This window comes from Streptomyces sp. NPDC044002 (assembly GCF_056434525.1).
In genome coordinates this window covers 155,711-170,265 of the sequence record NZ_JBWKEZ010000010.1, presented here as the reverse complement: position 1 = coordinate 170,265, position 14,555 = coordinate 155,711, and the positions used below count along the sequence as shown (strand labels likewise).

16 protein-coding genes are annotated in these 14,555 nt (G+C 74.2%); 12 read left to right on the top strand and 4 right to left on the bottom strand.

Annotation, left to right across the window (positions count from 1 at the left end):
• The first annotated feature begins 212 nt into the window (after positions 1 to 212).
• The 3 genes from AC07A6_RS10970 to AC07A6_RS10960 all read left to right on the top strand — a co-directional run bounded on the left by AC07A6_RS10970 (position 213) and on the right by AC07A6_RS10960 (position 4,572).
• Entirely contained in the window at positions 213 to 962 is a 750-nt protein-coding gene (locus AC07A6_RS10970; protein WP_478776895.1) for a hypothetical protein, read from the top strand.
• Positions 963 to 1,109: 147 nt separating this feature from the next.
• Entirely contained in the window at positions 1,110 to 3,302 is a 2,193-nt protein-coding gene (katG, locus tag AC07A6_RS10965; protein ID WP_478776894.1) for a catalase/peroxidase HPI, read from the top strand.
• 121 nt (positions 3,303 to 3,423) lie between these two features.
• The gene (locus tag AC07A6_RS10960) at positions 3,424 to 4,572 is read left to right on the top strand and encodes a baeRF2 domain-containing protein (RefSeq protein WP_478776893.1); all 1,149 of its coding nucleotides are present in this window, start codon (positions 3,424 to 3,426) and stop codon (positions 4,570 to 4,572) included.
• Positions 4,573 to 4,635: 63 nt separating this feature from the next.
• Here the strand turns inward: AC07A6_RS10960 and AC07A6_RS10955 are convergent, their stop codons facing one another.
• On the bottom strand, positions 4,636 to 6,354 hold the full coding sequence (locus tag AC07A6_RS10955; protein ID WP_478776892.1) for an acyl-CoA dehydrogenase family protein: 1,719 nt from the start codon (positions 6,352 to 6,354) through the stop codon (positions 4,636 to 4,638).
• Between the two features lie 43 nt (positions 6,355 to 6,397).
• Positions 6,398 to 6,967: a PadR family transcriptional regulator gene (locus tag AC07A6_RS10950; protein ID WP_362469772.1), complete on the bottom strand. Its 570-nt coding sequence runs from the start codon at positions 6,965 to 6,967 to the stop codon at positions 6,398 to 6,400.
• A gap of 110 nt (positions 6,968 to 7,077) precedes the next feature.
• Here AC07A6_RS10950 and AC07A6_RS10945 point away from each other — a divergent pair, with 110 nt between their 5' ends.
• Positions 7,078 to 7,647 (top strand): DinB family protein, encoded by a 570-nt coding sequence (locus AC07A6_RS10945; RefSeq protein WP_478776905.1) that lies wholly within the window; start codon positions 7,078 to 7,080, stop codon positions 7,645 to 7,647.
• A gap of 9 nt (positions 7,648 to 7,656) precedes the next feature.
• Here AC07A6_RS10945 and AC07A6_RS10940 read toward each other — a convergent pair whose 3' ends face one another.
• Together AC07A6_RS10940 and AC07A6_RS10935 are read right to left on the bottom strand one after the other, a co-directional pair.
• Entirely contained in the window at positions 7,657 to 8,688 is a 1,032-nt protein-coding gene (locus tag AC07A6_RS10940) for an SdpI family protein (protein ID WP_478776891.1), read from the bottom strand.
• A complete protein-coding gene (locus tag AC07A6_RS10935) occupies positions 8,685 to 9,032 on the bottom strand; it encodes a GntR family transcriptional regulator (protein WP_478776890.1) in 348 nt (115 codons plus the stop codon). The genes AC07A6_RS10940 and AC07A6_RS10935 overlap by 4 nt, the downstream gene beginning before the upstream one ends.
• Positions 9,033 to 9,106: 74 nt before the next feature.
• Here AC07A6_RS10935 and AC07A6_RS10930 point away from each other — a divergent pair, with 74 nt between their 5' ends.
• From AC07A6_RS10930 to AC07A6_RS10895, 8 genes are all read left to right on the top strand, one after another.
• Positions 9,107 to 9,895: a crotonase/enoyl-CoA hydratase family protein gene (locus tag AC07A6_RS10930; RefSeq protein ID WP_478776889.1), complete on the top strand. Its 789-nt coding sequence runs from the start codon at positions 9,107 to 9,109 to the stop codon at positions 9,893 to 9,895.
• A 192-nt stretch (positions 9,896 to 10,087) separates the two neighbouring features.
• Positions 10,088 to 11,026, top strand: coding sequence for an NmrA/HSCARG family protein (locus AC07A6_RS10925; protein ID WP_478776888.1), 939 nt, complete (start codon positions 10,088 to 10,090; stop codon positions 11,024 to 11,026).
• 172 nt (positions 11,027 to 11,198) lie between these two features.
• Positions 11,199 to 11,540, top strand: coding sequence for a hypothetical protein (locus AC07A6_RS10920; protein ID WP_478776887.1), 342 nt, complete (start codon positions 11,199 to 11,201; stop codon positions 11,538 to 11,540).
• 110 nt (positions 11,541 to 11,650) lie between these two features.
• Positions 11,651 to 12,061: an STAS domain-containing protein gene (locus tag AC07A6_RS10915; RefSeq protein WP_478776886.1), complete on the top strand. Its 411-nt coding sequence runs from the start codon at positions 11,651 to 11,653 to the stop codon at positions 12,059 to 12,061.
• A 213-nt stretch (positions 12,062 to 12,274) separates the two neighbouring features.
• Positions 12,275 to 13,069 (top strand): VOC family protein, encoded by a 795-nt coding sequence (locus AC07A6_RS10910; protein ID WP_478776885.1) that lies wholly within the window; start codon positions 12,275 to 12,277, stop codon positions 13,067 to 13,069.
• 53 nt (positions 13,070 to 13,122) lie between these two features.
• Positions 13,123 to 13,743, top strand: a complete 621-nt coding sequence (locus tag AC07A6_RS10905) for a hypothetical protein (protein ID WP_478776884.1) — start codon at positions 13,123 to 13,125, stop codon at positions 13,741 to 13,743.
• A gap of 136 nt (positions 13,744 to 13,879) precedes the next feature.
• A complete protein-coding gene (locus AC07A6_RS10900) occupies positions 13,880 to 14,095 on the top strand; it encodes a hypothetical protein (RefSeq protein WP_362469746.1) in 216 nt (71 codons plus the stop codon).
• Between the two features lie 129 nt (positions 14,096 to 14,224).
• Entirely contained in the window at positions 14,225 to 14,530 is a 306-nt protein-coding gene (locus AC07A6_RS10895; protein WP_362469743.1) for a hypothetical protein, read from the top strand.
• The last annotated feature ends 25 nt before the right edge of the window (positions 14,531 to 14,555 follow it).

Here is a 14,555-nt window from a genome sequence, read left to right as displayed (position 1 = left end):
GGCGGGGGAAAAAGCAAAAAAAGAGGGGGGGGAGGTGGTAACCTTGTTGCGCACCCCCAGCAACGAAACCTACCCCCCCACCCCCCCCACCCCTCCCCCCTCGCCGGGCACCGCCGGGGGGCCACGCGCAGGTTGGCCGGCCCGGGAAGTGTTCGGGCTTCGTGGATATCCTGAAACCTCTCGGGCGCCACCCTCACGGAGGGAAGCAGAGCATGATTCGGCAACCGCGCCTCGCGCTGCTCGTCCCGGCCATCACCTCCGCCGCCGTCCTCTGCCCCCTGTTCGCCGCGCCAGGGCACGCGGCGGCCCCGGGCGCCGCCCCCTCGGCCCGCCCGGCCCCTTCCTGCCAACTGGTTCCCGACCAGTCCACCGCCGGCGGGAAGGCCCGGTTCGCCCTGCGGCTGTCAGGGTTCGAGCCGAATCAGTCGGTCCGGATCGAGGGAGGAAAGACGTCGTTCCGCACGACGGTGGACGGCCAGGGGGCGTTCGTCCGGGCGGGCGTCCCCTTCGGCAGTTACCGTGTCGGCTTCTCGGCGCAGGGAACCCACGCCAGGCAGTCCGTCCCTTGCACCACCGCACCGGGGACGACGCCTGACGGCGGGGGCAACCAGCCGGTGAGGGTCACGGCCGTCGAGATCATCCCCTTCACCGCGCAGAACACCGTCATCGACTGCAAGAAGACCAACAGGGTGGAGGTCGACGGCAAGATCACAGCCACCGGCAAGGGAGACGTCATCTACGGCTGGGAGTGGACGAACCAGCCCGACGGCAGCCAGACCAGGTCGCCGTCGGCCACCGTCACTTTCACCCGTGGCACCACGCAGAGCCACTCTCTCTTCAAGGCGATCGAGGTACCTCCCGCGAAATTCGGCGACGTGGCGTTCCGGAAGCTGCACATCGAACTGCACGTACCGGTGCACGTCATGCACGCACAGCTGGACCTGACCCTCAAGTGCTCCTGACGAAGCCCCGTTCCGCATTCCTTCTCCGCTTCGCGCGCAGGTGCCCTGCGTGTTCTGTCAGCCGCACGGGTCACAGTGCGCGACCATACGGACGCCGAGAGCAAGCAGCCCGCAGGTGGAGACACCGAGACAGGAAGAAGGACGGACGTGTCCCGCAGCGAAAGCGAGAACCCCGCAATCCCCTCCCCGGCCGCCACGCCGACCCCCCGCCCCATGACGAACCGGGACTGGTGGCCGAACCAGCTGGACCTGCAGGTTCTCCACCAGCACTCGCCCCGGGCGAACCCGATGGGCGAGGACTTCGACTACGCGGAGGAATTCGCGGGCCTGGACGTCGAGGCCCTGAAGCGGGACGTCTTCGAGGTCATGACGACCTCGCAGGACTGGTGGCCCGCCGACTACGGCCACTACGGGCCGCTCTTCATCCGGATGAGCTGGCACGCGGCCGGCACGTACCGGATCGCCGACGGCCGCGGCGGCGGCGGCTCCGGCGCGCAGCGCTTCGCCCCCCTCAACAGCTGGCCGGACAACGCGAGCCTCGACAAGGCGCGCCGTCTGCTGTGGCCGGTCAAGCAGAAGTACGGCCGGAAGGTCTCCTGGGCGGACCTCCTCGTCTTCGCCGGGAACTGCGCCATGGAGTCCATGGGGTTCAAGACGTTCGGATTCGGGTTCGGCCGGGAGGACATCTGGGAGCCGGAGGAGATCTTCTGGGGTCCCGAGGACACCTGGCTCGGGGACGAGCGCTACAGCGGTGACAGGGAACTGACCGGCCCGTTCGGCGCCGTGCAGATGGGGCTGATCTACGTCAATCCGGAGGGGCCGAACGGAAATCCGGACCCCGTCGCCGCCGCCAAGGACATCCGCGAGACGTTCGGGCGCATGGCGATGAACGACGAGGAGACGGTCGCCCTGATCGTGGGCGGGCACACGTTCGGGAAGTGCCACGGCGCGGTCGATCCCGAGTACGTCGGCCCGGAGCCCGAGGCCGGGCCGCTCGAGCAGCAGGGGCTCGGCTGGACGAACTCGTCCGGCACCGGCATGGGCGTCGACACGATCACCAGCGGGCTGGAGGGCGCCTGGACGACCGAGCCGACGAAGTGGGACAACGGCTACCTGGACAACCTGTTCCGGTACGACTGGGAGCTGACCCGCAGCCCGGCCGGAGCGCAGCAGTGGACGCCCACGGATCCCGCGGCCGGGGGCACGGTGCCCGACGCGCACGACCCGTCGAAGCGGCACGCCCCGATGATGCTGACGACGGATCTCTCGCTGAAGGTGGACCCCGTCTACGGGCCGATCGCGAGGAGCTTCCACGAGGACCCGGCCAAGCTCGCGGACGCCTTCGCCCGCGCCTGGTACAAGCTGCTGCACCGCGACATGGGTCCGGTCTCGCGCTACCTCGGCCCGTGGATCCCCGAGCCGCAGCTGTGGCAGGACCCGGTGCCCGCCGTCGATCACGAGCTGGTCGGGGACGCGGAGATCGCCGACCTCAAGGCCCGGATCCTCGGCTCGGGGCTGTCCGTCTCCCAGCTGGCCGCCACCGCCTGGGCCGCGGCCGCGTCCTTCCGCGGCACCGACATGCGGGGCGGCGCCAACGGCGGCCGGATCCGGCTCGCGCCGCAGAAGGACTGGGAGGTCAACGCCGGGACCGAGGTGTCCGGGACGGTGGCGGCCCTCGACCGGATCCGGCAGGACTTCAACGCCGCGCAGGGCGGCGGGAAGAAGGTGTCCCTCGCCGACCTGATCGTCCTGGGCGGCTGCGCGGCCGTCGAGAAGGCGGCCAAGGACGCCGGGCACCCGGTCACGGTGCCGTTCGCGCCGGGGCGTACGGACGCCTCCCAGGAGCAGACCGACGTGGCTTCGTTCGCCGTGCTCGAACCGAGGGCGGACGGCTTCCGCAACTACCTCCGGGCGAAGGAGAAGCTGTCGCCGGAGACCCTCCTGCTGGACCGGGCCAACCTGCTGACGCTGACCGCGCCGGAGATGACGGTGCTGGCGGGCGGCATGCGGGCCCTGGACACCGGCTTCAAGGGGTCGCAGCACGGTGTCCTCACGGCCCGGCCGCAGGTGCTGACCACCGACTTCTTCGTGAACCTGCTGGACATGGGGACGCAGTGGTCGGCGTCGGCCACGGACGAGAACGTGTTCGAGGGCCGGGACCGCGCCACGGGCAAGGTCAGGTGGACGGCGACCGCGGTCGACCTGGTCTTCGGCTCGCACTCCCAGCTGCGGGCCCTGTGCGAGGTCTACGCCTCGCAGGACGCGGGCGAGAAGTTCGTACGCGACTTCGTGGCGGCGTGGGACAAGGTGATGACCCTGGACCGCTTCGACCTCGCGTGAGCGGCGGCCGGGGCGCCTGACCGGCGGCCCGGCCCGGACCGTGCCGGTGGGCACGCGCCCGGCGGGCGGCGCATCCTGGGAGGAGGACCCTCGTGCCTTCCCGAACCCCTTGGGGGACGTCATGGAACTGGGCTTCCTCAAACCTCTCTTCTCCCGCCCCGGTCCCTGGGCCTCCGTCTACGTGGAGGGCAGCCGCGCGACCGAGGACGCGCAGCGGATCCGGGCACTGCGCGAGCGGGCCGTCGCCGCACAGCTGATCGACGCGGGCGCCGACGCCTACACCGTCCGGGCCGTGGTGAACCGGCTCCTCGGGGAGCCCGTCAGCGGGGCGCCGCCCGGCCGGGCGCTGTTCGCCTCGGGCGCCGAGGTCCTGCTCGACGTACCGCTGGCGAAGGCCCCGGCGGCCACCGAGGCGACCTGGTCGGTGCTGCCGCACATCGCCCCGCTGGCCGGGCTGCGCGGGGAGGAGCCGGCCTGCCTGGTGGCGTACCTCGACCGCACCGGCGCCGATCTGGAGCTGCGCGAGGGCACCCGCCGCCAGGCCCTGGGCCGGGTGCGGGGCGGCGAGGAACCGGACCGGGGGCACCGCGGCGTGCCGGCGGACCGGTACGAGTGGCACTACCGGAACCGGGCCGAGAACGCCTGGCACGGGACGGCCGGGGCCATCGCCGCCGAGCTGTCCCGGCAGTGGCCCGGGAGCGGCGCCGGGCTGCTGGTACTGGCCGGTGACGCCCGGGAGCGGCGGGCCGTCCACGCCCGGCTGCCGGAGCCGATGCGGACGCTGGCCGTCGAGGCGGACGGCGGCGGGCGCTCGCCGGGGGCCTCCCGGGAGGTTCTCGACCGCGAGATCGCGCGGGTGCGCGAGGGATTCGCCCGCGAGCGGCTGGAGGCCGCCCTGGAACGGTTCCGCGCGGGCCGGGGCCGGCCCGGCGAGCACCGGGAGTCCACCGTGGACACCGGTCCGGGTCAGGCCGCCGAGGGCATGCCGGCGGTGCTGGACGCCGTACGCAGCCACCAGGTGGCGACGCTGCTGCTCGGGCCGGAGGGCTCCGACGCGGGGCGGGAGGTGTGGATCGGGCCCGGCGTGGACGAGGTCGCTGTGCAGCGGGGCCAGGCGCAGGCGATGGGCGTCGGCAAGCCGGTACGGGCGCGTGCGGACGACGCGCTGCTGCGTTCCGCGGCGGCGGCCGGCTGCGAGGTGCTGGTGGTGCCCGCGGGCATGCCGGGCCCGGCGGGCGGGCTGGGGGCCGTGCTGCGCTGGACGGTGTGACGGGTGCGGGCCACCCGCTGCCGGCCGGCGGCGGGTGGCCCGTTGTGATCGGGACGGGGGCGGCTACGGGGCCATCTCGTACGCCCCGGACAGCGCCTCGACGCGCTGCCAGATCCGCGCCGCGCGGGCCTCGTCGACGACCGGGCGGCGTACGGCGCCCAGCGCCCAGGCCTGCTGCGCCTCGGTGGCGGAGTCCTTGCCGTGCAGTTCGACGGCGTGGCCGGAGAAGTCGCGGACGAGGACGGAGAACAGCTCGTCGAGGACGTCCGGGTCCAGGTCCGTCAGCCGGGCCTGCTCCAGGATCAGCTGGGCGTGCACGACCAGGGCGAAGAGCTGGCCGACGGAGAGGAGGAAGTCGAGGTCCCGGCTCTGCTCCTCGTCGGGGGCGATGGTGGCGACGAACTCGCAGAGGGCGTCGGCCTGTTCGCGCAGCCGGGCCACGTTCGCCACGTCGGCGTACGCGTCGAAGGCGGGCCGCCAGTCGTGGAAGCGTACGGAGCCCAGGCCACGGGCCGGGCCCTGGCGGAAGAGGAAGTCGTCGTCGGCCGCGTCGAGGCGGGTGGGCACGGCCGGGTAGTCGACCGGCTCCAGCAGGTGGTTGCGCATGAACTTGAGGATCAGCGCGAGGTTGACGTGGACGGTGCCTTCGAGCTTGGGCAGGCTGCGGATCTCGACGGCCGCCTCGGCGAAGTAGGTGTCCTTCTCGAAGCCCTTGGCGGCGATGACGTCCCACATGAGGTCGATGACCTTCTCGCCCTCGGTGGTCACCTTCATCTTCGTCATCGGGTTGAAGAGGAGGTAGCGGCGGTCGTCCGGACCGGCGGAGCGGAAGTAGTCGACGGCGCGGTCGCTGAAGAGCTTCATGCCGACGAGGCGGACGTAGGCGTCGGCCAGTTCGCGGCGCACGTGCGGGAAGGCGGTGACGGGGCGGCCGTAGAGGATGCGGTTCTGGGCGTGGGTGACGGCCTCGTACATCGCGTGCTCGCAGATGCCGATGGAGGCGGTGCAGAGGTTGAACTTGCCGACGTTGACGGTGTTGAGGGCGGCGTCGAAGGCGGCGCGGCCGGTGTGCAGGACGTCGGCGGCGGCCACCGGGTAGTCCTCCAGGCGGAACTCGCTGACGTACTTGGAGGAGTCGACGACGTTCTGCACCAGGTGGTAGGCCGGGTGGCGGCTGTCGGCGGCGAAGAAGACGTAGCCGTCGGGGCCCTCGACGTCGGTGCGGCGGCCGAAGACGGAGACGAGCCCGGCGGCGTTGCCGTTGCCGATGTAGTACTTGGATCCGCTCGCGCGGAAGCCGCCGTCGCCGTCGGGCTCCAGCAGCATGTCGGTGGAGTAGATGTCGGCGCCGTGGGTCCGCTCGGACAGGCCGAACGCGAACACCTCGCCCTGGGTGAGGAGTTCGGCGGCGCGGGCGCGGGCGTCGGCGTTCTGGCTCTGCCAGACCGGGCCGAGGCCGAGGATGGTGACCTGCCAGGCGTACCAGTAGTCCAGGCCGTAGAAGCCGAGGATCTCGTTGAGGGCGGCGATCCGGGCGGTGTCCCAGCGCTGGTCCTCCCGTCCGGCGGCGGAGGCCGGGGTCAGGAAGGTGGCGAACAGGCCCTCCTTGGCGGCGAAGGCGAGGAACTCCCCGAGCCAGGCGCGGGAGCGGTAGTCCTCGATCAGCTTGCGCTTGCCGCGCTCCTCGAACCAGTCGACGGTGGCGCGCAGCAGGCGGCGGGTCTCCGGGTCGAAGTGCGCGGGGTCGTAGGTGCGCGGGTTGAAGAGCAGGGAGTCGGCCATGAGGGGTCGCCTTCCGTGGTGTGGATGGTGGGTGGTACGTGTTTCAGGCGGACGGGGGTGGTGTCGCGCCGAGGCGGTGGAGGGTGGCGAGGACGTCGTCCAGCCAGGCGATCGTCATCCGCTCGTACGCGATGCCGCCGCGCAGTACGGCGTGCTGGAGCTCCTGCCCGGCGTCGAGCGGGGCGGGGGCCTCGGGGCCGGTGAAGTCGCGCAGCTCGCCGGCGAGGTAGTGGGCGAGCCGTTCACCGTGGACCCGGTGGTGCCGTTCGACCTCGCGGATCAGCGCGGCCGGGTCGTCGAAGGCGGCCCCGCGGATCTTGACGGCGAGGTCGTGGCGCATGCTCTCGGGCTCGATCGGCTCGTGCAGCCAGCGCGAGAGCGCCGCGCGGCCGGGCCCGGCGACGGAGTACTCCTTCTTGTCCGGCCGACCCTGCTGCGCCACCGCGCGGGCGGTGAGCAGCCCGTCGCGCTCCATGCGGCCCAGGACGCGGTAGATCTGCTGGTGGGTGGCGGTCCAGAAGTAGCCGATGGACCGGTCGAACCGGCGGGCCAGTTCGTATCCGGAGCCGGGCATCTCCAGCAGGGAGACGAGGATCGCGTGGTCGAGCGCCATGCCCCCGATCCTCTTATGCAACTCGTTGCATAGACAAGTGCCGGAGCTCCGGTGAGACGCGGCTCACCCGCCGGTAACCCGGTGGCAGGCGCGTGAGGGCGTGCGTGACCATGGTCCGCATGAGTGATCAACCTGCGCGGTGGACCGGGGCGACCGTGTACCCCGACATGTGGGCGGACCCGGACGACGACCCCCGCAACCGGGAGGGCGGCGGTCCGGACGGTGAACTCGCCACGCTGCTGGAGTTCCTGACGGACTACCGCCTGACCCTGCGGATGAAGTGCGAGGGGCTGGATCCCGGGCAGCTGGCCCGGCGGTCGGTGCCGCCGTCCACGATGTCGCTGCTCGGGCTCGTGCGGCACCTCGCCGAGGTGGAGCGGGACTGGCGGAACTGGATCATCGAGGGCGAGCCGCTGCCGAAGCTGTACGGCGTGCGGGACGGGGACTTCGACGGGGCGGTCGCCGACCGGGCCGTCGTGGACGCCTCGTACGCCGACCTGGAGCGGGAGCAGGCCGCGATGGACGCCGCGCTGGCCGCGTTCCCGGACCTGGGCGCGCGCGTGGGCAAGGACGGCATCGCGGTGCGGGAGCTGATGGTGCACCGGATCGAGGAGTACGCCCGCCACTGCGGCCACGCCGACCTGCTGCGCGAGTGCGTGGACGGCCGGGTCGGCCAGTGAGCCGGCCCCTCAGGGGGCGCTGCGCGCGATCAGGGAGTTCAGCAGGGCGGCGCCGCGCTCGGCGTCCCCGACACTGACGGCGAAGTCGGCGCCCCGGCGGGGGTGGATGACCAGGCATTCGCCCGCCCGGAGCATCACCGTCGTCCCCTTGCCGCTGAGCCGGTACCCCCAGCCGCCCACCTGCGCGGGGGTCCGGTGCTCGGCGCGCGCCGACTCGATGTCCTCGGCACGCCAGCGGCGGACCGGCAGGCCCAGCGGACCGAAGGCCACTTCGAGGCCGCGCTCGCTGACGCGCGCCCGTACGGAGGAGCAGGCCAGGACGGTGACGGACGCGATCGCCAGGGGTGCCAGGAGCGCCCAGGGCGGTGCGGTCAGGCCCGCCACGGCGGGCAGCGCGGCGGCGAGCGCGCCGGCGCCGGTCAGGGCCGCGAGGCCCAGGAGCCAGGGGTTCGCCGTGCGGGAGAGCCATACGAGGGTCTCGCCGGCCGGTATCTCCATGCCCGGCACGGCGTCCGCAGGCCGGGCCGCCGGGGCGGGTCGGCGCCGGGTCGCCAGCCGGCCGGCCAGTCCCGCGACGGCCGCCACCACGACCGTCACGGCGAGCACGAGGTTCGCCGACCCCGCCTGGTGCCAGTCGGCGCGGTCCAGGTTGGCCCGGACGATGCCGGCCTGGGCGCCGACGAGGAAGACGGCTCCGGCCGGCAGCGCGACGTAGACCGCCGCACCCCCGCGGGGCCGTGCGAGGGTGACGGTCAGCAGCGCGAGGACCGCCCAGACGAGCGCCGGGAACAGGGCGGCGGCCCACAGCGGCATCGAGCCGTCCGGACCGGCGGAACCCCCGCTCCAGTGGGTCGCGAGCCGCTCCGGCAGCCGGCCGCTCGCGGCCCAGGGCAGTGCGACGAGCACGGCGGACGGCCCCGCCACCCAGATCGCGGCGGACCACGGACCCGGACCGCCCCGCCCGCCCCTTCCCCGCGCGCCCGCCACGCCCTTCGCGCCCTTCGCGTCGAACACGCCCGCCACGCCCTTCACGCCCTTCACGGCAACCCCCTGATCATTTCGACGAGATCGGACCTGCTGTACCCCGACTGCGCCGCCTCGGCGACGAGTTCGCGCACGCGGTCGAGCAGTGCCGACCGCCGGTCCGCCCCCGCGGCCACGGTCACGCCCCGCCCCCGCCTGAACTCCAGCACGCCCTCGTCACGCAGGGCCCGCAGGCCGCGCAGGACCGTGTTGGTGTTGACCCCCATCGCCAGGGAGAGGTCCCGCGCGGAGGGCAGGCGGTCCCCGGGGCCGCACTCGCCGTCGGCGATGGCGCGCCGGATCGCACCGGCCACCTGTTCGTGCAGCGGCCGGCCGTCCGCGGTGTTCAGTCTCAGCAGCATGGTGCCAATGACAGTAGCACCATTGGCTTCATACCCTCTGGCCCCGGGGCCTCCGGCCGCGTGAGAATGCCGCCATGACGAACCCCCCTGCCGCCCCCGCCGTCCGTGTCGAACGCGACGGGCCCGTGACGACCGTGGTGCTGTCGCGGCCCGGCGCCCGCAACGCCGTGGACGGACCGACCGCCGCCCTGCTGGCCGACGCGTTCCGGGCGTTCGAGGCCGACGAGGGGGCCTCCGTCGCGGTGCTGTGGGGCGAGGGCGGGACGTTCTGCTCGGGCGCCGACCTCAAGGCCGTCGGCACCGGCCGCGGGAACCGGGTGGAGCCCGACGGCGACGGCCCGATGGGGCCGACGCGGCTGCGGCTGACCAAGCCGGTCATCGCGGCCGTCGCCGGGCACGCCGTGGCCGGCGGTCTGGAACTCGCCCTGTGGTGCGACCTGCGCGTGGCCGAGGAGGACGCGGTCTTCGGGGTGTTCTGCCGCCGGTGGGGGGTGCCGCTCATCGACGGCGGCACGGTCCGGCTGCCGCGGCTGATCGGCGAGAGCCGGGCGATGGACCTGATCCTGACGGGCCGTCCGGTACCCGCCGCCGAGGCCTTCGCGATGGGCCTGGCCAACCGCCTCGTACCGCCGGGGCGGGCCCGGGAGGCGGCGGAGGAACTGGCCCGGGAGATCGCCGCGTTCCCCCAGCTGTGCCTGCGCCACGACCGGCTGTCCGTACGGGAGCAGCACGGCCTGCCCGAGTCCGAGGCGCTGGCGGCCGAGCTGCGGCACGGCATGGTCCCGCTGGAGGCGGGCGAGACCGGCGCCGGCGCGGCGCGCTTCGCGTCCGGGGCGGGCCGGCACGGCTCCTTCACCGGCTGACCTTCCCGAGGGGCGTCGTGGGCGCGCTGCCCGCGGCGGCTGGTCCGGTCTTCGCGGGGCTCTGCGCCGCTTTACGGCCATCCGGGCGGGCCCGGCGTGTGGCGTCGGCCGCTCCGGCCCGCCACCCGTAGGTTTCGCAGCACGAACGCCCCCGCGGGGGCGCGGAACGCGTGCGGGAGTGGGTGACCGGCGATGACCGGGAAGCGGACGATCACGGTGTTCGGCGCGACCGGGCAGCAGGGGGGCTCCCTGGCCCGGTCCGTCCTGGAGGACCGGGGCGGCGACTTCGCCGTGCGCGCCGTGACGCGCGACCCCGGCTCGGACCGGGCGCGGGAGCTGGAGCGGCTCGGGGCGGAGGTGGTGGCGGCCGACCTGGACGACGAGGCGAGCCTGGGGCCGGCGCTCGAAGGGGCGTACGGGGCGTACCTGGTGACCGACTTCTGGGCGGACATGGACGCCGCGCACGAGAAGCGGCAGGCGGCGGCCCTCGCCCGGGCGGCCGGGCACGCGGGCGTGCAGCACGCGATCTGGTCCACGCTGGAGGACACCCGCCACTGCATTCCGGTCGACGACGACCGGATGCCGACGCTCCAGGGGCAGTACAAGGTGCCGCACTTCGACGGCAAGGCGGAGGCGGACCAGTACTTCCTCGACGCGGGCGTGCCCGTCACCTTCCTGCGGTCCGCGTTCTACTGGGAGAACCTGCTGGGCGCCTTCGCGCCGCGGGAGGCGGAAGACGGCAGCCTGGAGCTGATCTTCCCGATGGGCGAGAAGCGGCTCGCCGGCATCGCCGTCGAGGACATCGGCAAGACCGCGCACGCGATCTTCAAGGGCGGCGCGGACTACGTCGCCGCCACCATCAGCATCGCCGGCGAACACCTGCGGCTCGCGGACATGGCCGCGGCCATGACCGGGTCCCTGGGCCGGCCGGTCCACTACCGGCCCCTGACCCCGGACGCGTTCCGGGCGCTCGGCTTCCCCGGCGCCGACGAGGCCGGCAACATGTTCCAGTTCTACGCGGACTGCGAGGCCTCCTTCACCGGCGCCCGCGACCTGGACGCCGTCCGCCGCATCAACCCGGCCCTCCAGAACTTCGCCACCTGGCTGGCCGCCCACCGCGACCGGTTCTGACCGGGCCGGGTGCGCGCCCCGCCCCACGCCCGCGGCGCCGTGAGGTTTGTGCCGCGGCGGCGGGGGAACGCGCCGACCGAGCGGCAGCGCACTGCCCTCACCCGGAGTCACCGGGCCGGTGACGGCATCGGGCCGAGGTGCGGCGGGCCGCGGCGGAAGGAAGGCGAGCGCCATGGGCTGGGCTTCGTGGACGACCCGATCGGTCGTCGCTGGAGGGGGCGGCGTACGGACGACGGGAGCGGGCGTGCTGACGGGGGTGCTGGAGGTCCGCACCGACTGGTCCGACGGTCTCGCGTACGTGACCGTCCGCGAGGGCGGTGACTCCCCCTGGCAGACAGTGGCGGGAAGTCCCGTCCCGTGCCCGAACGGGTACGCCAGCAGGCGCCTGCATGACGGCTTCCTCGACTCGGTCCGCGGCCGGGGCACCACGACCCTGGCGGCCGTCCGGCCGTCCGTCGGAGCCGGCCGCCTCCGGGGCCGCGCCGCCGCCCTGCCCGTCCTGAGCGAAACCTGACAAAACGCGGCCCCGACGTCAGCGAGCCTCTTACCCGCTCGGCCCGGCGCCACGCCAGGATGGGGCCCCGCGGGCCCGTCGTCCGCGCGGGTGATGGAAAGGGGAACGTATTGATCACCACGGACGTCGAGTACCGCGGCACCACCGTCCTGGTCAGCGTCGGCGGAGAGCTCGACGAGGAGTCGGGCCGGGTCCTGCGGCAGGCGCTGGAGCACGTCACCCCCGGCGAGCGGGTCCTCATGGTCGATCTGCACGGGGTCCCGGTCATGACCGCGGGCGGCCTGCTGCACCTCCTGGACCTGCACCGGCGTGCGGAGGACCGGGGCCTGCGGGTCCTGGTCGTCGGCTGGCAGCCGCAGCCCCGGGAGCTGATGGCCCGGACCGCAGGCCTGCCCGGCCCCGCGTCGGCCACCGCCGACCGGTACGCGACGCCGGGCTTCCGCCGGCTGCTCGCCGAACGCGCCGAGCGCACGCGCGAGTTGACGGAGTCCGGTTCGGGCCGGGTGCCGGCCGGCGGGTGAGCCTGCTCCCGCCGGCCGGCGCCGCTGCTGGGAGGGGCGGCGCTCGGCGACCCGGCGTGGTGCGGGCCGGGGCCGCGCCGGCCTCCGCCACGGCCGACGCCAACGCGGACGTCCGCGCGTACGCCGCCCGCGCGGGGGCCTGACGGCCGACGGGCGGGGGGCGGGGTCCGGTGCCAGGCTGGGCACCCAGCGGACCCGTGAAAGGCCGGCAACATGATCACCACCGACTACGTCCCCGGCTCCCCCTGCTGGCTCGACCTCGGCACCCCCGACGTCCCCTCGGCCGCGGCCTTCTACTGCGCCGTGTTCGGGTGGTCGTACGCGTCCATGGGCGGCATGGAGGGCGGGGTGTTCCGCAGGGACGGGAAGGCCGTCGCCGGACTCGGCAGGCTCACCGAGCGGGGCGCCCGCTCGGCCTGGATGATCTACTACAGCGTCACCGACGCGGACGCCGCCGCCCGGGCCGTGGAGGCCGCGGGCGGCACCGTCCGGGTGGCTCCGATGACGTTGGACGACGCGGGCCGGATGGCGCAGTTCAGCGACCCCCAGGGCGGCCAGTTCGCCGTCTGGGAGCCGGGCACGGACCGGGGCGCCGAGCTGGTGGACGAGCCGGGGTCGCTGTGCTGGACCGAGCTGTTCACGAGCGACGCCGCGGCCGCGCGGGAGTTCTACGGCGGCGTCCTCGGCTGGCGCTTCAGCGACATGGAGCTGCCGGGCGGCGCGGGCGCGTACGCGCTCATCACCCCGGCGGGCCTCCCGGAGGAGCGGATGCACGGCGGCCTGATGCACCTCGACGGGGAGCACCTCGCGCTCACGCGGGGACGCCCGTACTGGCACCCGGTGTTCGCCGTCGCCGACTGCGACGCGGCGGTGGCGGCGGTCACCGCGCACGGCGGCACGACGCAGACGGGCCCGGAGGACGTGGAGGGCATCGGCCGGCTCGCCGTCTGCCTCGACCCCTGGAACGCCGACTTCGTGGTCCTCGCCCCGGCGGGCGCCGACGGCTGAGCGGCCGGAAAACCGTGCGGGGCGGGGGCACGGTCCTGCCTATGCTGCGGCGCATGGGACTGGACCTCACGCTGTTCATGGCGGACTGGGCACGGCTGGCCGCCCTCCCCGTCGGGGAGCAGGCCCGCGCGCTCGGGGACGCGGTCTGGCCGCGGGACCCGGAGGAGGACGGCTCCCGCTGGGAGGACCTGCCCTCCGGGTGGCACTGGCCGCCGGGGCCGGAGCCGGCCTGGTGCGCCGAGTACTGGTTCTTCGGCACCTCCGGGGCCGAGAGCTTCCATTCCGACGCGGGCCGGGGGTGGGCCGACATGCGCCCGCTGGTCGACCCGTCGGTGCGCGAGGACCTGGACGTCTTCCTCGGCGGTCTGCTGTGGGGTGCGGACGAGGCGCGGGATCCTGCGCTGGGCGGCGGCGACGGGGTGTTCCCGCCGCTCCCCGGCGGCCGGTCGGGGGTCCTGCTGGTCAGCCCGCCCTGGGCGGTGGCGGAGCGGGCCGCCGCCTGGGGGCGGGTGGGCTCCCGGCTGGAGGCGCTGCGCGGGGCGTTCGCCGCCGAGTGCGTCGGCTGGGCGCGTCGTCCGCAGGTGTTCGAGGAGTTCACGGCGCTGCTCGGCGAGTGGGGCGACGTGACCGCCGGGGCGGCCCGGCGCGGCTGGGGGCTCGTGGGCCTGCCGTAGGGGCGGGCTGGGCGGGGATGGCGGCGCCGTTCGGGGCAGTTGCGGGCCGCGCCTGCCCGGGGCGGCGGTCCGGGCCGCGCATGCTGGGCCCGGGCCGTCGCGTACCGGGCCCTCCCCCAGTGACAAGGAGTACGGGATGTCCTCGGACGTGGTGGAACGCTTCCTGGCCGCTCTCGACCCGGCCCACCGGGAGGCCGTGGGCGGGCTGCCGCGCGCGGAGCAGGAGCGGCTCGCCGCCGAGTGGGAGCGGGAGCTGGAGCAGGACACCGACCTCGACACTCTGGACGAGCTGTCGCCGCCGGCCGCCGAGCACGAGGCCGCCCGCCGGGTGGTGGAGCGGTCGCCGGAGTAGCCGGGCCCGCGCGGCCCCCGTTGTAAAAATGGGGTGATATGCATGCATATATCCCATTCAGGCCGGGTATCACGCCAGCCCGAACCCACCTAGGTCCCGTAGCGGTACGGGACGGCTCCTGGAGGCCTGATGACCTGGGCATCATGGACCACCCGCGGCGTCTTCGCCGGACGCGGCGGCGTGCGGACCGCCGAGTCGGTGCTGCTGACCGGCGAGCTCGACGTCCACACCACCTGGACCGAGGCCGACCGCCTCGCCCACGTCGCCGTCCAGCACAGCGGCGCGACGGAGTGGCTCACCCTGGCGGGCAGTCCCGCCCCCTGCCCGAGCGAGGAGGCCAGCCGCGCCCTGCACGACGCCGTGCTGCTGGCCGTACGCGCCGGGGGCGAGGCCACGCTCCCCCGTCCCGACGTCACGGCACCGGCGGCGGGCTGAGCCGGCGGTTCGCCGCGTTTGCCAG